The 20494-nt window shown below is 35.7% G+C and carries 8 protein-coding genes; 4 read left to right on the forward strand and 4 right to left on the reverse strand.

Going from position 1 to position 20494, the window contains the following annotated elements; translation table 11 throughout:
* Window positions 1-431: 431 nt before the first annotated feature.
* Window positions 432-6488 carry an alpha-2-macroglobulin family protein gene (locus J3U74_RS06360; protein ID WP_267329648.1) on the forward strand — a complete coding sequence of 2019 codons (6057 nt, stop codon included), beginning with the start codon at window positions 432-434 and terminating at the stop codon, window positions 6486-6488.
* Window positions 6489-6863: 375 nt separating this feature from the next.
* Window positions 6864-12854 (forward strand): alpha-2-macroglobulin family protein, encoded by a 5991-nt coding sequence (locus J3U74_RS06365; protein WP_267329647.1) that lies wholly within the window; start codon window positions 6864-6866, stop codon window positions 12852-12854.
* Between the two features lie 167 nt (window positions 12855-13021).
* Here J3U74_RS06365 and J3U74_RS06370 read toward each other — a convergent pair whose 3' ends face one another.
* From J3U74_RS06370 to dsdC, 4 genes are all read right to left on the reverse strand, one after another.
* Window positions 13022-13927, reverse strand: coding sequence for an endonuclease/exonuclease/phosphatase family protein (locus J3U74_RS06370; protein ID WP_267329646.1), 906 nt, complete (start codon window positions 13925-13927; stop codon window positions 13022-13024).
* A 198-nt stretch (window positions 13928-14125) separates the two neighbouring features.
* Entirely contained in the window at window positions 14126-15028 is a 903-nt protein-coding gene (locus J3U74_RS06375; RefSeq protein WP_267329645.1) for an endonuclease/exonuclease/phosphatase family protein, read from the reverse strand.
* 398 nt (window positions 15029-15426) lie between these two features.
* The gene (locus J3U74_RS06380) at window positions 15427-16257 is read right to left on the reverse strand and encodes a MetQ/NlpA family ABC transporter substrate-binding protein (RefSeq protein WP_267329644.1); all 831 of its coding nucleotides are present in this window, start codon (window positions 16255-16257) and stop codon (window positions 15427-15429) included.
* A gap of 370 nt (window positions 16258-16627) precedes the next feature.
* The gene (gene dsdC, locus J3U74_RS06385; RefSeq protein WP_220219550.1) at window positions 16628-17575 is read right to left on the reverse strand and encodes a DNA-binding transcriptional regulator DsdC; all 948 of its coding nucleotides are present in this window, start codon (window positions 17573-17575) and stop codon (window positions 16628-16630) included.
* 205 nt (window positions 17576-17780) lie between these two features.
* On the opposite strand from dsdC, the gene dsdX reads away from it, so the two are divergent.
* On the forward strand, window positions 17781-19118 hold the full coding sequence (gene dsdX / locus J3U74_RS06390) for a D-serine transporter DsdX (RefSeq protein WP_267337953.1): 1338 nt from the start codon (window positions 17781-17783) through the stop codon (window positions 19116-19118).
* A 23-nt stretch (window positions 19119-19141) separates the two neighbouring features.
* Window positions 19142-20473: a D-serine ammonia-lyase gene (dsdA, locus tag J3U74_RS06395; protein ID WP_267329642.1), complete on the forward strand. Its 1332-nt coding sequence runs from the start codon at window positions 19142-19144 to the stop codon at window positions 20471-20473.
* Window positions 20474-20494: the final 21 nt, after the last annotated feature.

The raw sequence follows: 20494 nt of genomic DNA on the forward strand, positions 1-20494 counted from the left end.
CCCTATCTTCACAATATTAATTAACCTATTATTGTGTTTAAAAACGCCGCCCAAACACGCTGCTTGATAAGCCGAAAACTTGCCCAAAAATAGTAATGATTGCGCTCCCAAAATCTGATCAATTCTAAATATTTTTGATTGTCAATCACCACCTTTATCCAAAACGTATGCCTGAATGGTTTTAACCAATTTCATTTAAGATAATTCACAAACATAATCGCATGAAATATCGCCAGAAAAAGACTGTTTTTTGCCATTTTTTTCTATCTTATTTTTACATAAAGATGTATAATTCTTTACAATTTCTTTTCAAAGTCTATTTACAGGGATTTGTTTAAAAAAACACTTGTAAAGAAGTTTCAGAAATACCATACGTTTCAGTATAAATACAATAATTTTTATCAAATCTATCTATAAGGAATAAGTATACAATGGGGTTACTTCGATCTATTCTTGAATTGCCTTTTTACCTATTACAAAAAGGTTGGGAAATAATACGCTATTTTATTATTTTCTTATTTTACTTAATCAAAGGAATCTTCTGGCTATTTACCCCAATAATTGGTGAGATAAATTGCCATTGGTCTTTACCCAACTGGTTAGCAAAAATAAAAACTTCCTATGATTCAATTGGCATGGCGCTTAATAAAAGAAAGCTGTTGATCGGTTCAACAATTATCGTCACTGCAATTGCGATAATTTCTATCAACTATCTATATCATTGGAATCTAAACCGCCCTAAACCAGTAGAAGCAGCCACCAATGTTAAGAACACTTATACTGTCAGAATAGATCCGCCTACTTTCAAAGATTATCGATTGAAAGTTAACTTTTTGGGATCGTCTCACTCGCCAGCCCCATTAGAACTAATCAATAAAGAAATTACTCAAGGGATTTCTATTTCGCCTAAAATAGAAGGTACTTGGGTATGGGCTAATGACAATACCATAATATTCGAACCGCTCACAAAGTCGTGGCCACTAGGAGAAACATATCAAGTAAACTTAGATGATAAAAAACTGTTAGCCGATAATAATTTTTTAAAAAAAAATTCTGTATACCACACGTTTATTTCACCTGAATTTGACTACAAATTAAATCCAACAGGCAAACTTTTTTACGATCCGACACAAGATTACGCGCTCAAAGTCATCAATTCAATTACCTTTAATTATCCTGTAGATAAACAAACTTTAGAAAAAAACATAAAACTTTCACTTTATGAAATACTTGATGACAAAGATAAAGATGATAAATTTTTAGAAAATATCGATTTTACTCTTGCTTATAATGAAGATAATACTGTTGCCTATATCACTAGTAGTGCGCTTCCAATACTGAAAAATCCTGGTTATCTCAAAATAGAGATAGATAAAGGTGTTACATCCTCACTCGGTGGTGCTCCGGTTTTCACAACAGTTGCTTCAACTATCAACCTACCGGGTAAATATAATCTTGAAATCATTGACAGTGAACTAGATATTGTTTCAGGCACTAATAATGACCTAAAACAAGTATTAAATATTTCTTTATCTCAAGTAGTCAATGATGAAGAATTAGCTAAAATGATTAAAGTTTGGCAACTACCTGAAGATAACAATAAAAATAATAACGATGAAGAAAAAAAATATGATGATGATGATGATGATGATGATGATGATTATAATTATAGTTATGAGAGATATTCTGAACAAAGCTCTATTTACGTCGATGAGAAATTACTCGCACAAGCTAAACCTGTTGAATTAAAATTAAGAAAAGGTGAAGACAATGATAATAAGGTAGTGAGTTTTGACTTACAAGCTGATCAGAAATCTAAGCTTTATATTGTTATCGACCGAAATTTAGTTGCGCAAAATGGTTATATTCTTGGCGAAGAATATAAAAAAGTTTTAACCGTACCAAAATATTCGAAATTTGCTAGCTTTACTTCATCAGGTTCTTTGTTATCGCTTTCTGGTGAGAAGAAAATACTATTGGTTTCTCGAAACATTAAACATTTGAAACTTCAAATTGATCGTGTTATCCCTTCTCAGCTTCATCATTTACCTTCATTTAATAGAGGTTATTCTTTGGAAGATATGGACTTTGGACGTAATTCTAATGACCATTTTGTCGATAGATTTGTATTTACTAAAGAAATAACGGGTCCAGCTCAATCAGTTCAAGAGACCGCCTTCGATCTAACCAGTTACTTAACTAAAAATACCAATGATGTTAAAAATCGAGGCGTCTTTATACTCTCCGTTTATGGTAATGATGGTCTTAATGATGATGGTAAACATCAAAAACCAAATAAAATCAAATATAATTTTATGCAATCACGTCTTATTGTCGTAACAGATTTGGGAATTATTGCCAAGAAATCTCTCGACAACTCTTATGATCTGTTTATCCAGTCAATAAATACAGGGGAACCGGTCAGCAACGCAAAAGTGACTGTCATGGGCATCAACGGTGTGACTATTACGTCACAAGTGACTGATGAAAGCGGACATGTCAAATTTTTACCGTTATCTGAATATGATCAAGGTGTAAAACCAGTTGTATTTATTGTTGAGAAAGATCAAGATTTATCGTTTCTGCCGATTGACAAAAGCTCGACAAATTTAGAATTTTCACGATTTGGGACATATGGTGAAGAAGAAACCGTTGACGGTGGTCAGTTACGCTCACATATCTTTACTGATCGTGGTATTTACCGCCCCGGCGATACTTTACATGTCGGTACCATTGTTAAAGCACAAAAATGGGCTAAATCATTAGCCGGCATAACGTTAGAAGCAGAAATCCATGATGCCAAATCTAATATAGCACTGAAAAAACCAATAGTGCTTGATAATTCAGGTTTTAATGAAATCAGTTATAAAACCAGTTATAGTTCCCCTACCGGTGAATGGTTTATCTATTTGTATCTAAAAAATGACAATGAAAAGCAACGAATTTTATTAGGCATTGAATCATTTATTGTTCGTGAATTTGAACCGGATAAAACACAGGTATCACTAAAATTATTACCAGAAATTAAAGCAGGCTGGAGAAAACCTGAAACATTAAAAGCACAAATTACCGCTAAGAATTTGATTGGAACAGATGCAGCTAATCGCCGTGTAACAAATACATTAATTCTTCAGCCGTTTTCCACTCAATTTACAAAATATGAAGATTATTATTTTTATAGTTCTTCTTTAGTTAACGATCAAAGTTTCAAGGTAGAATTAGACGAACAAAATACCGATGAAGATGGTATTGTTAATGTCGATATTTATAAAAATCTCAATAGTTTTAAAGGCAATTACATACTCAAAATGCTAACCGAAGTCTTTGAACCTGATAGTGGGCGAAGTGTCGCTGCAACAGCAACAACATTAGTATCGCCTAATGATTACCTTGTTGGGGTTAAAAAAGACAATTATGATTGGAATTTTTTCAAAGATTCTAAAAATTATTTGGAATTTATTGCTATCAATCCATTACTGGAAAAAATTGATCTCAATGATTTGAAACTCTCAGTTTTTGAAGAGAAAAAAGTTTCTGTTTTGGTTAAGCAACCGTCTAATAACTATCAATATGAATCACGTTCAAAAGTCTCGCTAATATCACAGAAGCCTTTTGCGATCAGCAAAGATAAAACAATTTATCAGTTTGATACGCAAAACCCGGGTAATTTTATTATTGAAATCAGGGATAAGAATGATAATTTACTACACAAAATTCAGTACGAAGTTAAAGGGGATTCAAATTATGAACGTTCATTTTACCGTAATTCAGGGTTAGATCTTAAAATTGATAAAACCAATTATAATCCGGGAGATGAGATAGAAATCGCTATTAAAACCCCATATGTTGGTAGCGGTATAATCACTATCGAGCGGGATAAGGTTTATGCATGGAAATGGTTCCATACTGATACAACTAGCTCAATACAAAAGATCACAATACCGCAAGATATTGTCGGTAATGCTTATATTAATATACAGTTTATTCGAGATCCAAACTCTGAAGAAATATTCCTCAGTCCGCTTAGCTATGGTGTTGTACCATTTAGAATTAGTACTACCCAGTTTGACGATAAACTCACCTTGCAAGTACCAGAAAAAATAAAATCGGGTAATAAACTTCCTATTACCTTGCATAGTAATTCCCCGCAAAAAGCCATTATTTTTGCGGTTGATGAAGGTATCTTACAAATTACAAAATATAGGCTCGTAAATCCTTTAAACAGTTTCTTTGCTAAAAAGCAACTATCTGTTAAAACTTTACAAATTATGAATATGATTTTGCCAGAGTTTAGACACCTAATTTATAGTTCTGCACCAGGGGGAGATAACGGAAATAATATGGAATTTGCCGGTCATCTCAATCCATTTAAACGCAAAGGCGATGAGCCGATAGTTTATTGGTCAGGTATTATTGATGTAAACGGAGATAAAACCGTTGAATATCAAGTCCCTAACTATTTTAACGGTGAGTTAAGAATAATGGCTGTCTCAGTGGGTGAAAACACCATGGGGCGCACGCAAACATCAACAACAGTACATAATGATATTGTGTTGCAACCAAACGCGCCTTATTTTGCAACGCCAAATGATGAATTTGAAGTTAGCCTTAATCTGACAAATTTAATTGAAAATATGGGTGATAAAACTATTCCAATTAGTGTTAATGTCACAACTACCCCACACCTCTCAATTATCGGTGAAAACGAAAAAACAATCGAGCTGGCAACCGGTAAAAATGGCGTATTGAATTTTAACTTTAAAGTCAATTCTCAGCTTGGCAATGCTGATCTGCACTTCACTGCCGTAGCTGGTGATATTAAGGTAACAAGAGATATCAGTCTTTCTGTTCGACCGAGTAGCGAATATCGTCTCACCACGATGATGGGACGAATCGATGGTCACAAACAAGAGTTTACTGGCTTTAGGGATATGTACAGTGAATTTAGTAAACGTCAGGCATCGGCATCCTATTCACCATTTGTACTGAGTAAAGGATTGGGGACATATTTGCAGAATTATCCTCACAACTGCTCTGAGCAAATTATTAGTCGTGCTATCCCTGCTTTAGTCGCAAAGAAATATGCTGATTTTGATTTAATCTCTCAAGAGGAAAATATTTCTCTATCAGATGTGTTCCAAATTCTGCAATCACGCCAAAATAGTTCAGGTGTTATTGGGTTATGGTATCCAACCAATGAAGAGGATCCGTTTGTGACATTATATGCGGTTCACTTTATGCTTGACGCAAAAGATATGGGACAAGCTATTCCACAAAAAATGCTCGATAATGCTAATCACTATCTAGAATATTTAGTAAATCGTGTTGCTTTTGATTTAAATCAAGTACGTTCACGAGCTTACGCTATTTATTTATTGACCCGGCAAAATAAAATAATGACCAACTATCTAGCATCCCTTTTAACCGATTTAAATAGAAAATATGATGCTTCTGAATGGGAAACCGATATTATGGCTATGTATATCGCATCTTCTTACAAGATGCTCAAAATGGATAAACAAGCTGAAGAATTATTAAAACCTGTCTGGAAAAAAATGGAAAAAGCTTATGATAATGCATGGTGGACAAATAACTACTATGATCCATTAGTGGTAGATGCAAGCAAAATTTACCTAATTAACAAGCATTTCTCAGAAAAAGCACAAGATATTCCTGCCCAAGCGTTGGAAAATATGGTGTTAATGCTCAATAAGCAAAAATACACAACGCTATCAGCAGCAATGACAATAATGGCATTAAGCAATTATTCTTCAAATATTGTCAATGCTCAATTAACCAACGATTCACTACAAATTAGTACAGCATCAAGAGGTAGCGATAAACAAAAATTGATTGCCAATTTACAAGGTATACTGGCGAAAGCGAAATTTGCTGCTGAGGATAATACCCTATATGTAAATAACGTTACCGATTTACCTGCATGGTATATGATTTCACAGCAAGGCTATGATAAAAATATTTCAAGTGAGCCGATTAAATCCGGTCTTGAAATCTATCGTGAATTTACCGATAAAAATGGCAACCCTGTTGAACAAGTCGAACTGGGAGAGACAATTAATGTCACGATCAAAGTTCAAGCCCTATCTCAAGAAGGTGCGACCAACATTGCAGTTGTAGATCTATTGCCTGCCGGCTTTGAAGTGGTACAACAAGCCATGAACTCGGAGCAAAGTGATAATGAGGATGACAATGGCGATGAGCAAAACGGTTGGCAATCACCGATAGCCATAAAACCCCATGGCTACACTTGGTATCCTGATTATACCGACGTCCGTGAAGATCGAGTCATTATCTATGGTTCTACCGACCAAGGCGCGGTAAAAGAATTCTCTTATCAAATAAAAGCCACCAATGTTGGAACTTATACCATACCACCTTCATTTGCTGAAGCAATGTATAATCGTGATATTCAAGCGATATCAAAAGCAGGCAACAAAATTAAAGTGGTATCACCACCACAACAATGATTAAACAACTAGACATATCGATTTTAAAACGGGCTTATCGCCCGTTTTTTAACCGAATATTTAATGGAGAATAAACAAATGATCGCATTAATGATCAACAAATAGCGAAACTATTAACTTCCTCTCAATAAACCCTATGAAAATACAAATACATATCACCAGCGCATACCTAAAAAAGATCGTAAATTAAGATTTTTAATATCATGTTTTTACGCAAAGTAGTATAATTTATCACTTGTTTTATTAATTATATTTGTTGGTCTTTTCTAATCCTTGTCAAGAAGTTTCAGAAATACCCTACGTTTTAGTAAAAAATAATCATTATAAAGCTTTATTAGATCTGATCTGTCTATAAGCATTAAGGGATAAGTTAAAATGGAATTACTACGATCTATTCTGCAATTACCTTTTTACATTTTGCAAAAAGGTTGGGAAATAATACGCTATTTCATCGTATTTTTATTTTATTTGATTAAAGCTATTTTCTGGCTTTTTAGCCCAATTATTGGTGAAATTAATTGGTCTACACCGAGTTGGTTACCAAAGGCAAAAGCCATTTATAATGCAATTGGTAATGCATTGAATAAAAGAAAATTGTTGATAGGATCGACAATAATTCTTGGAACACTTACTTATATGGGGGCAAACTATGCTTACCATTGGTATTTAAACCGTCCACAACCTATCATACCTGCCCCAATTGTTAAACAAAATTACAGTGTGCGAATTACGCCGCCAAATAGATCTTATGATCAATTAACCCTCTATTTTGTTGGCGATATTCGCTCTCCTGCCCCTTTAGACAAAGTAAATAAAGAAATTACCGAAGGAATAACGATAACACCGCAAATTGAAGGAACGTGGAAATGGAGCGATGATAGAACGATTACTTTCAAGCCTAACGTTGCCTATTGGCCACTTGGCGCTGAGTATAACATTACCTTAGATGACTCTAAATTGTTAGCAGAAAACAGTTATCTACCGGGAGATTTACCCGGCATCACTTTCACCACACCTTCTTTCAATTACAGTTTAGGCTATCAAGGTAAACTCTACTCAGATCCGACTCAAGACAATGTGAGAAATGTTTTATATACAGTATATTTTTCCCACACAGTAGATAAGCCCACTTTTGAAAAAAACATAAAGCTTGCAATGTACGAAGATGGAGTAGATTATCACCAAGACAAATTTCTCAATAATATCGATTTTACTATCGCTTACGAACAAGATGACACCATTGCCCATATCAAAAGTAGCCCTGTCCCATTTTTAGAAAAACCGGGTTATGCGAAACTAACCATTATGGAAGGTGTAAGTTCCACTATGGGTGGCAAACCAGTTGAATCAATTGCCAATTCAAAAGTTGCCATTCCGGACAAATATAATCTTGGTATTATTAATGCTGATGTGAAACTTGTTGAAGAAAGCAATGAAAAGATACAACAAGTATTAATTGTCTCTTTAACACATCCGGTAAAATCGGAAGATCTCACTAAGGTGGTTAAAGTTTGGCAATTAAGTGAAAGCACAAGCAACTACGAACATCACTACTATTACGATGAAATAACAGGTAGAAACCAAAGTATCTTTAAGGTACCAGAAAAAGAGCTAGAAAAAGCTAAACCGATTGAGATAAAACCAATCGCAACTGAACACGCTTATCAAACTGTACTGAGTTTCAAAATAGATGCAGATCAAAAATCAAAACTTTATATCGAAGTTAACCAACCTTTATCTGCTCAAAATGGTTATTTCTTAAAAAATAGTTATCGGCATATATTAACCGTTCCGGAATATCCAAAACTTGTTGATTTTGCCGCATCAGGATCGTTATTATCACTATCGGGCGAGAAAAAAATAGCACTCGTCTCCCGTAACTTTAGTAATTTAAGACTTGAAATCGATCGGGTTATCCCTTCTCAATTACAACATTTAATCTCATTTAACCAATCTTACGACTTTGAAGATATGGATTTTGGCGAAATGGATAATGATCACTTTGTCGAAAAATATACAGTCAGGAAAGAGGTAAAAGGCTCCCTTCAAGCCATTACACAAACAGAAGTTGATCTTTCTAAATATTTAACAGCCAATAATAAAGATAGAAAAAATCGAGGGGTATTTTTACTTAGAGCCTATGGCGATGATTATGATGGCGACCGTTTTATGAGTTCACGCTTTATGGTAGTGACCGACCTGGGAATTATTGCCAAAAAGTCGCTCGACAAATCTTATGACCTGTTTATCCAATCAATTGCAAGTGGTGCTCCGGTTAGTAATGCTAAAGTAACGGTTATGGGAATGAATGGCGTTGCCATTACTTCCAAAAAGACCGATCACACAGGACATGTTAAATTCTCAGCATTGTCAGAATACTATCGAGGTATTAAACCACTGTTATTTGTGGTTGAAAAAGATAGAGATTTATCTTTCTTACCTATCTCCAGCTATGATCGTGATCTTAACTTATCACGATTTGATATAGGTGGTATTGTTGAGACAATCAAAGGTGGTGAATTACGTTCCCATATCTTCTCAGATCGCGGCGTTTACCGTCCGGGTGACACGTTTCATATTGGAACCATTGTCAGAGCACAAAACTGGGCTAATTCATTGACTGGCATAACATTGGAAGCAGAAATTTATGATGCTCAATCTAATTTGGTATTAAAAAAACCCATTGTCCTTGATAAAACAGGATTCAATGAATTAAGTTATAAAACCAACTACAGCTCCCCAACAGGTGATTGGTATATCTATTTATATCTTAAAGACGATAACGAAGATGAACGAATCTTATTAGGCACAAGTTCGATTGTGATTCGTGAGTTTGAACCGGATAAAACGACCGTCTCGTTAAAATTATTACCGGACATTAAACAAGGTTGGGTGAAACCCGAGCAGTTACAAGCTGAAATTACCGCTAAAAATCTAATCGGTACTGATGCCGCTGATCGCCGTGTAACAAATAGTGTAATCCTTGAACCTTCTTACCCACACTTCAAAAAGTATGAAGATTATAGCTTTTATGAATCGATTTCAGCGCATCGAAAAAGCTTCAAAGTCGAATTAGATGAAGAAGAAACCGATGAAAATGGTCAAGTTAAAATCGACCTTCATAAAAATATGGAAAGCTTTGAAGGCAATTACATGCTTAAAATGCTAACCGAAGTATTTGAGCCGGATAGTGGCCGAAGTGTAGCTGCAACTGCAACAACATTTGTATCACCTAGTGATTATATTGTCGGTGCTAAATCTGACGGCAATTTATCTTATATTAATAAAGATTCAGATCGTTATTTAGATATTATTGCTATCAACCCAATTCTTGAAAAAATTGAACTGAGTGATTTAACACTGTCTGTCACCGAACAAAAATATGTTTCAATTTTGGTTAAGCAACCGTCAAATACTTATCAATTTGAGTCACGTTTGAAAGAGTCAGTTATCTCAGAGCAACCTTTTGCGATTAACAAAGATAAAACAATTTATCAGTTAGATACGCAAAATCCGGGTAATTATATTATTCAAATTATGGATAAAGATAATCAGCTATTGTATAAAACTCGTTACACCGTTGTGGGTAATTCAAATGTGACACGTCAATTAGACCGCAATGCAGAGTTAGAACTTAAGATCAATAAAACCCAGTTTAATCCGGGCGATGAAATTGAGATCGCAATCAACGCGCCATATGTCGGTAGCGGTATTATCACTATCGAGCGGGATAAAGTTTATGCATGGAAATGGTTCCATACTAATACAACCAGTTCCGTCCAAAAAATCAAACTGCCTAAAAATATGAGTGGTAATGGCTACATTAATGTTCAATTTATTCGTGATCCAAATTCCGATGAAATATTTATGAGCCCGTTAAGCTACGGTGTTATACCATTTAAAATTACCAACAATCAGTTTGACGATAAACTGTCGCTACAAGCACCAGCAAAAATAAAATCGGGTGACAAACTCCCAATTACTTTGCATACCAACAGCCCGCAAAAAGTGGTAATTTTTGCGGTAGATGAAGGGATCTTACAAGTTTCGAATTATAAACTTAAAGATCCGTTAAACAGCTTTTTACGTAAAAAGGCGCTCTCAGTACGAACGTCACAAATTTTAGATCAGATATTGCCGGAGTTTCGTCATTTAATCACCCATTCAGCACCGGGAGGCGACGGCGATAATGATGATGTACTATCCGGTCATCTTAATCCATTTAAACGTAAAATAGATGAACCTGTCGCTTATTGGTCGGGTATTATTGATGTTAACGGTAATAAAACCGTTGAATATCAAGTACCTAATTATTTTAATGGGAAAATTCGAATCATGGCCGTTTCGGTAGGCGAGAAAACCATGGGTCATACCCAAATGTCAACCACGGTAAGTAATGATATTGTATTGCAACCTAATGCCCCCTACTTTGCCGCACCAAATGATGAATTTGAAGTGGCGCTTAATGTGACTAATTTGATTGAAAATGCTGACGATAAAGCTACCGCAATTAATATCGACGTCACAACAACCCCACACCTTTCAATTATCGGTGAGAGCAAAAAAACGATTGAGCTGGCTAATGGCAAAAATGGGGTACTGAAGTTTAAGTTTAAAGCCAATACTCAATTTGGCAGCGCTGATCTGCATTTCACCGCGACCGCAGGTAAAATTAAAGTAGAGCATGACGTAAGTCTTTCTGTTCGCCCACTTACTGAATATCGCTTAACCACCATGATGGGACGAATGGATGGACATAAACAAACCTTTACTGATTTAAGGGATATGTTTAATAGTTATAGTAAACGTGATGCATTGGTCTCTTTCTCGCCATTTGTGCTGAGCAAAGGTTTAGCGACCTATTTGCAGGACTATCCACACTACTGTTCAGAGCAAATTCTAAGTCGGGCGATTCCTGTTTTAGTTGGCGGCAGCTATCGTGAATTTAATTTAGCCGCCAAAGAAGGCATTACCCCTTTATCGGAATTGTTCCAAATTTTGCAATCACGTCAAAATAGTGAAGGCGCTATTGGATTATGGTATTCAACTTATAATGTTGATCCGTTTATTACATTATATGCGGTTAACTTTATGCTTGAAGCAAAAGATATGGGGCAAGCTGTTCCACAAAAAATGCTCGATAATGCCAATAAATATTTGGAGAAATTAGCTACATCTTATAAGAAAGATTTCTATAATTTACGGTTACGTGCTTATGCCAGTTATTTATTAACTCGACAAGATAGGATAACGACCAGCTATTTAGCATCCATTTTACAAGATCTCAATAAAAACTATAATTCATCAGCATGGGAAACTGATATTATTGCTATGTACATTGCATCTTCTTACAAGATGCTCAAAATGGACAAAGAGGCAGATAAAATCTTAAAACCAATTTGGCAAGAAATGTCAAAAGCTTATAACAAAGCTTGGTGGACGCATAACTATTATGATCCATTAGTCATCAATGCCAGCAACATCCACTTTATCAGTAAACATTTTCCTGAAAAAGTGAAAGACATCCCTGCTCAAGCGTTGGAAAACATGGTTTTAATGCTCAATAAGCAAAAATACACAACCCAATCGGCGGCAATGACAATATTAGCCTTAAGCAGTTATTCATCAAGTATCGCCAATGCGCAATTAAAGCCTGATTCTCTCCAGATTAGTGCGACATCAAAAGATACCGATAAACAAAGAATCATTGCTAATTTGAAAGGCATTTTAACCAAAGGACAATTTAGCGAAGCGGATAAAACCTTGAATGTGAAAAACAGTACCGATTACCCTGCATGGTATATGATTTCACAACAAGGTTATGATAAAAATATTCCAAACGAGCCGATTAAGTCCGGGCTTGAAATCTATCGAGAATACACCGACCAAAATGGTGCGCCGATTGAGCAAGTCAAACTGGGAGATAAAATCAATGTAACGGTCAAAGTACGTGCCATAGCTGATCAAGGTGCGACCAATATTGCCATTGTTGATTTACTACCAGCCGGATTTGAAGTCGTACAACAAGCGATTAATCCGGAGCAAAAGGATGCTGACGAGGATGAAAATGAGTACGATGATCAATACGCCGAGGATGAAGGCTACGATTACAGTTGGCGATCACCGATAGCGATAAAAACTGGTGGCAACACATGGTATCCTGAATATACTGATGTCCGTGAAGATCGGGTCATTATTTATGGCTCTACCTATAACAATAAGATTCAAGCATTCACTTATCAAATAAAAGCCACAAATATAGGTAGTTATCACGTTCCGCCTGCATTTGGTGAAGCAATGTATGATCGTGATATTCATGCGGTTTCTAAAGGTGGAAGCAAAATCATGGTTGTGCCACAACAATAATCATTTATCTTAATTGTGAGGTAATACAGTTTAAACGGGCTTATCGCCCGTTTTTTTATTTTAATTGCCGATATTCATCGCCTTGTAAGCAAATCGATACGGCTTTCATCAATCGATTTAAGATTGGCTTTCAAATTGGAATTGAAATGGGCATAATGCCCAATTATTTACTGTTCAATCAATTTTAAAGTGGCAATAACCGGAATATGATCACTCACTAAAGGCCATTTAATCCCGTTCCACTCTTCACCGTTATTTGGAATAATTAATTTTTCAACTTCCCATACCTGATTACGGCTAGTGAATATATGGTCAAGATCTAATCCGGGATTTCCGGCTGGCCATGTTCGGGTATCGACATTTTCTTGTTTAACTAAAGTCCAATATTTTTCAAACTCTTTAACAACCCGATCATTTTTAACCGAATTAAAATCACCCAATAAAATCATTATGCCGGAAGCAAGATTCGGAAACTCCTCGTCTAAATCCAGATCATCAAAAACGATGCTATTAATAAATCGTGCTTGTGACATTCTTACCTCATCTTCTTCATGCCAATCAAAGTGAGAGTTAAAAATATAGATAGGAGAATCAAAACCCGGCACGTTGATTTTACTTAGCATCAATGCTCGTTGTTCATAATCGCCCGACGGCAACAAAAACACCTTTGTTTTTTCAATTGGATACTTAGATAATATTGCATTACCATAATTGCCGCCTTTCATATCGGTAGCTTTACCAAAGGCGTAATACATACCGGTTTTTTCGGCAATGATTTTGGCTTGATCTAAGCCGTTACTGCGTGTGGTATTTTGATCGACTTCTTCCAGTGTGACGATATCCGCATTCATCGATTTAATCGCTTTAGCGACTAAATCAAGATCAACGGTATGCTTTCTCAATCCACCCGCTATATTGTAATTTGCAACGGTGATTTGTGGTTGTTTATCTTTTTCATATACTTTGTTTGGCGAGCTATAATACTGCGACTGAACTAAATCTTGTGATGCATAAGCATGAGAAAACCAAGCCAATAATCCAACTAGCCCTAATACAAAAAATTGTTTTTTCATCTGTTTTTTCCTATAGCAAAATGTGCTTAAAAGTTTGAATTTTTTCAAACTTGCCTATACTAAAATAGATATACGCTTTTAAATGCGATCTGTATCACAAGTTAAATTTTTATTATTAAATAAGTTATCATTGATTTTCTAACCACAATAAAAAAGCCATGAGATAACTGCATGGCTTTTTAGCGTAATAAGACTAAATTATTTAGTATTTTTTATTATCATTTGCACCGGATAGTGATCGGAATAATTATCAGTAAATTCATCTTTCAAAACTTGAACATCCATGACATCATCTTTCAGTTTCGGTGACACATAAATATAATCATAGCGAAGTGGTGTGGATGCTTGATCATAAAATACTTTGGTTGGTGCAGTGGCAATAAAATCTTTATTCTTTATTTTTAATGCATCAATAAAGCCTGCATCAATAAGATTTTGTTGCACAGTATAACTAAGCTGACCGTTGACTAAGTTTTCTAAGATAGGTCTTTTTTTCTGTTTTTCTTTAATATCATTAAGTAAATTACTTGAGTCATACTCTTTCTTATCTGCCGGCGAGAATGAATTTAAGTCCCCTGCTATGATCCATTTACCGTTAGGATCACGACTGTACTTAATTGAATCGATAATTAAATTCATCTCATCAATTCTTTTAGCCGTCCAGAAAGGATTCATATGGGTGACAACAAAATGGTAATTACCGATATCAGCATATAGCGCACCATGCCATAAATTATCGACAACTTTTTGCACATTAATTATCGGATATTTAGAAGTAATAGCTACCGGGAAAAACGCAGGATCATCAGGTGATTCTTTCAATAAAACCGCATACTTATGCCCATAACTGGCGGCAAATTTTTCGAGCTTTTCACGGGTAAAAAAGTTCATCTCTTGCCAGGCGATAATATCGGCATCCTGTGCTTTCGCCCAATCAATAAACTTCTGTTTACCCTCTGATTCATCTAATTTCATGCCGTTATAGACATTATAGCTAATCATCTTAAGCTCTTTAACATCTTCAATTGCAGCCAATGCGGTTGAGGTACTGAAAATAAGACTACCAATCAGTGCGGCCATTTTTAATTTGTTTTTAATCATAAGATATTCCTTTCTATAATATTAATTGATATAACAAGTATCATATTGATTGCTATTTCTACAAAACGGTTTTTACAATTTATGTGACCTATGTCAATATTATTCATCTTTAACTCATTGACGAATATCATAAATCAATTTAATTCGATAAGAATAAGGGGAAAATCTAAAGCTTTTTACAGATAAAACTTGGGTTAAAATTTTTTCATCAAACAGCCAGCCAAATTAAAACCTTTATTAAAACTTTTTTAGTCATTTCAACTTATTTTTAAAAAACAGTTTAATCGGTTTTAAATTAGCTAAGCGTTTTTTCAATCTGCTGGGTAAAGATAATCGGATAGAAAAAATATCCTAATTGTCTAATTAGGATATGTTAAACTCAGCAACGTAATAATGAATTAACCTTGCGGCCAAATAAAACGCCCTTTGGCTTCGGGATCTTCATTGATAAACTTTCTTAATGCTTCAGATTGATAAAGTTGTTTAACATCTTTTGCCCATTGGGTATTAAGATTCTCTTTTTTAACAACCACCATTAATTCCAGATTCGGTGATAATTTTTCCTGAACTAATACATTATCAGCCGGCACTTTGCTAAGCCATGCTACACCGCCCGGCATAATTGCATAATCCACTTCACCCAAGGTGCGGGGAATAATTTCAGATAATAAAAGTTTAAACTGCAAATTGTATTTATTTTCGGCAATATCATTCAGACTGGCGGTACCGGTTGGGGTATTTGGCTTAAGTTTGATCCAATTTAACTCTTGCAGTAATAACAGTGCCCGAGCAATATTAGAAGGATCATTAGGAATAGCAATTGTTTGATTAGGGGCTATCTCATTGACAGAACGATGTGTTTGGGAAAACAGTGCTGCGGATATGGAAGGAATATGAACTAACGAAACCAAATCATTATTTGTCTCTTTATTGTAGACATCAAGATAAGCTTGATGCTGAGCGGCATTCATATCAATACTTCCTTCAACCAGCGCCGTATTAGCATCTCTTAATGAACTAAAATTAACTAATTTAACTGTGTAGCCCTTTTTTTCCAGTTCCGGTTTAACGACTTTTTCCATTAAAATGTTATGCATACTTGGTGGCAAACCTACCACGATTTCTTTTTTGTCAGCGCTATTGGCTTGCTCCGATTCTGATTTACGATCACAACCAATCAAAGACAGTCCTAACATCATAAACAATGGCAAATAGAGATATTTTTTCATTATTACTCCTTTTTATTCTATTGATTAAATGAATCGTTCAACTCATTTAGGAAAATGTGTATTACTTATCGTAATAACATTATAGATAGGTATGATAAAACGTAATAATACAGAAAAATTATATAGTTATTCTAATAAAGAATATATATTGATTAAAAATTAAATTGCTCTGATGTTTATGCTTAAGTGAAACAGAAACATCAAAGCGATTCATTAATAATAACAAAAAGGTATAAAGTCAAACAAAATTAAATAAGTTTTTAATCAAGTAAGGCGTGGTATTATTGAAGGGAGATTACAAATAATAACGCTATTTTATCGCACTATTGATAAATCTGTCCTAAATAACCGTCTAACCTGCATGTAAAATCTAATTAATTCGATTCATACTCTCTTTCACCCATTTAATAAATGCCCTTATTTTAGGATTACGCTGGTTACTTCCGGTAATAATATAGTAACGCTGTTTGCAAGTTGCAACCATATCCGGGAACGGGATAATCAATTCACCCGACTCAATGTATTTTTTAATGATATGATGCCGCCCCATTGCAATACCGGTATGATTCATAGCTGCGGTTAACGCCAAATCAGAACGGTCAAATAACATCATCGGAATCGAATAAAAATCATAATTTAGATTAAATTGTCGCTGCCATGTCTCCCATTCATCAAAGTTTGAATCATAACCCCATGCTTGATAATCGTGTAATAAAAAACAGTGTTTAAGGTTATCAAAGTGATCATTTAAATTATATCTCTCTGCATACTTTGCACTACAAACAGGGGTAATCGATTCATGCATTAAATGGTAACAATTTAAATCCTTATGTTCTAAATCATCATAATAGATCGCCAGATCAATGCGATGCTGGTTAAAATTAATCATTTCATTACCTGTTAAAATATTGACCGTGATATACGGGTGTTTGGTAATGAATTCTGAGATTCTAGGCACCAGCCAGCCTTGAGCAAAAGTTGGTCTGGCATAAATCGTTAATTGGCCGGCTAACTCCTGACTTTTGATTTCTAAAATCTCTTTATTTAACTGAGCCAAAGATTTTTTTAGAATATTAAATAGATTTTCACCGTCATTGGTTAATTTAATACGCCGATGTGACCGAATAAACAGTTTAAAACCTAACTCCTCCTCCAGCTTATTAATTTGATGACTAACAGCACTCGGACTAATACATAACTCATCAGCTGCTTGAATAAAAGAACAGTAACGCGCGGCTGCTTCAAAAGTGTGAAACTTTGCTAATTGATAACGTGAAACCAATCGATTAGTTGTAAAAATGCGATCATCATCAAACATTACTCTCTCCTTTCTGAAAAATTCCGTTATTAAACTATAAATATTGCTGAAAACATATCCAATTGATCACAAATTATTAATTTCATGATACAAATCACATCTTTAACTGAAACTAGTTCATGCTAACGTGATTATTAATCATTTGTCAGTTTGGGATGCTTAAAATCTAATACTCACTCACTCTTTACTATACAAGGAAAACATGATGGATTCACAATTTTGGGTTTTAGGTGTTTTAGTAACAAGTATTTTGTTAATTGTAATTAGTATCGTCAAATGTAAACTTCATCCTTTTTTAGCCTTATTATTATCCAGTTTTTATGTGGGTGCTTTAATGGGAATGAAACCACTAACAATGATATCATCGATTCAAGATGGCATCGGTGGCACGCTGGGTTTTTTAGCTGCCGTCATCGGTTTAGGAACAATTTTAGGTAAAATGATGGAGATTTCCGGTGCCGCAGAGCGCATTGGGATCACCCTACAAAAATGCCGTTGGTTATCCCCTGATGTCATTATGGTGTTAGTCGGCTTGATCTGTGGTATCACTCTATTTGTTGAGGTTGGGGTTGTATTACTTATCCCGTTAGCATTCTCAATAGCTAAAAAAAACAAAACCTCGTTATTATTGTTAGCCATCCCTTTATGTACTGCGTTAATGGCAGTGCACTGCATTGTACCACCACACCCTGCTGCATTATATGTCACCAATGCATTAGGCGCGGATATTGGTAGTGTGATTATTTATGGTTTAATTATCGGATTAATTGCGTCATTAGCGGGCGGGCCGATTTTTTTACGAATGATTAAAAATAAAATTCCCTTCAAAGCTGTACCGGAACAATTTTCCGATTTAAAAGTGCGAACTGAAGAGGAGTTACCTTCATTAGGCGCAACCCTGTTTACCGTATTACTGCCTATTATTCTTATGTTGATTAAAACCACCGCTGAATTAAATATGGACAAAACCAGCACCGTCTACTCCATACTTGAATTTATCGGTAATCCAATTACCGCTATGTTTATTGCTGCATTTGTCGCCTATTATATTCTAGGTATTAAGCGCCATATGAGCATGGCAACATTATTGACAAAAACAGAAGATTGTTTTTCATCTATTGCCAATATTCTGTTAATTATTGGGGCTGGCGGCGCATTTAATGGTATCTTAAAAGCCAGCGGATTAAGTGATAGTTTAGCGGGCATCTTATCACATCTGGATATGCACCCTATTTTATTAGCCTGGTTAGTCGCCATTATCTTACATGCCGCTGTAGGCTCAGCGACGGTTGCCATGATGGGGGCAACGGCTATTGTTTCGCCAATGATGGCGATGTATCCCGGTATTAGTCCGGAGATTATCACATTAGCTATTGGATCTGGCGCCATTGGTTGTACGATTGTCACTGACTCACTATTTTGGCTCGTCAAACAATATTGCGGAGCAACAATGAGCGAAATTTTCAAGTATTACACAACAGCCACCTTTATTGCATCAATTGTTGCACTAATAGGCACTTTCGTGTTATCTAATTTTATTTAATGATTCAACAACAAGGAGCGTATATGAGTCAAATCGATACGAAAGCACTAGTTAATGATAAACCACTAGTAGATAAACTGATCAAACTTCAACCATGCAGTTGGTTCAATCCCAACATAACCACATTGGACATTGCCTTACCTTACGTCGGGCTTGATCAATCGGATATTACCGATGCCAGCGAACGGCTTAAACGCTTTGCACCTTATCTTGCTTTAGCGTTTCCGGAAACCGCAGCAACACAAGGGATTATTGAATCGCCAGTTGTTGAAATTGCCAATATGAAAAAAGCAATGGAAGAGCGTTATAAAACCAATTTTGCTGGTCAGCTATTTTTAAAAAAAGACAGCCATTTACCTATTTCGGGGTCGATTAAAGCACGAGGGGGCATTTATGAAGTGTTAACCCATGCTGAAAAATTGGCAATTGAAAATGGTTTACTCACTAAAAACGATGACTATAGCAAGTTGCTCTCTGATGATTTCAAACAGTTTTTTAGTCAATACAGTATTGCAGTCGGTTCAACCGGGAATCTTGGCTTATCTATTGGTATTATGAGTGCCAAATTAGGGTTTAAAGTCAGTGTTCATATGTCAGCCGATGCCCGTGAATGGAAAAAACAGAAATTACGTTCACACGGGGTTAACGTTGTCGAATATGAACAAGATTATGGCGTAGCTGTTGAACAAGGGCGAAAAGCGGCACAATCCGATCCTAAATGTTTCTTTATTGATGATGAAAATTCAACAACACTATTTTTAGGCTATTCGGTTGCCGGAGAACGATTAAAACAACAGTTCGATCATATGGGTATTAAAGTCGATAAACAGCATCCGTTATTTGTCTATCTGCCTTGTGGCGTTGGTGGTGGACCGGGCGGTGTTGCTTTTGGGCTAAAAATGGCATTTGGTGATAATGTTCATTGTATTTTTGCCGAACCAACCCACTCGCCTTGTATGTTATTAGGTGTCTATACCGGTCTGCACGATGAAATCGCGGTACAAGATATCGGCATAGATAATCTTACAGCGGCGGACGGCTTAGCAGTTGGACGAGCTTCAGGATTTGTCGGTAGAGCGATGGAACGTCTGTTAGACGGCTATTATACGCTGTCAGATCAGGACATGTATGATCTATTGGCATTACTTGATAAAACTGAACATATTCAACTTGAACCTTCAGCACTGGCCGGAATGTTAGGGCCAATTGTGGTAACAAGCGATGCGCCATACTTAGAGCGTATGCAATTTACCGCTGAACAGTTGCAAAATGCAACCCACCTTGTTTGGGCAACCGGCGGTGGAATGGTACCAAGTGAAGAGATGCAAAAATATTTGCAAGCGGGAAGAAGTTAAAACTTCCCTTACTGACAAATA

Source organism: Gilliamella sp. B3892 (assembly GCF_026536305.1).
Taxonomy (GTDB): domain Bacteria; phylum Pseudomonadota; class Gammaproteobacteria; order Enterobacterales; family Orbaceae; genus Gilliamella.

Coding starts and splice junctions, on each gene's coding strand:
- dsdC (WP_220219550.1), bottom strand. CDS start 17,575: ATGTTTGATGATGATCGCATTTTTACAACTAATCGATTGGTTTCACGT.
- J3U74_RS06360 (WP_267329648.1), top strand. CDS start 432: ATGGGGTTACTTCGATCTATTCTTGAATTGCCTTTTTACCTATTACAA.
- dsdX (WP_267337953.1), top strand. CDS start 17,781: ATGGATTCACAATTTTGGGTTTTAGGTGTTTTAGTAACAAGTATTTTG.
- J3U74_RS06380 (WP_267329644.1), bottom strand. CDS start 16,257: ATGAAAAAATATCTCTATTTGCCATTGTTTATGATGTTAGGACTGTCT.
- J3U74_RS06365 (WP_267329647.1), top strand. CDS start 6,864: ATGGAATTACTACGATCTATTCTGCAATTACCTTTTTACATTTTGCAA.
- J3U74_RS06370 (WP_267329646.1), bottom strand. CDS start 13,927: ATGAAAAAACAATTTTTTGTATTAGGGCTAGTTGGATTATTGGCTTGG.
- J3U74_RS06375 (WP_267329645.1), bottom strand. CDS start 15,028: ATGATTAAAAACAAATTAAAAATGGCCGCACTGATTGGTAGTCTTATT.
- dsdA (WP_267329642.1), top strand. CDS start 19,142: ATGAGTCAAATCGATACGAAAGCACTAGTTAATGATAAACCACTAGTA.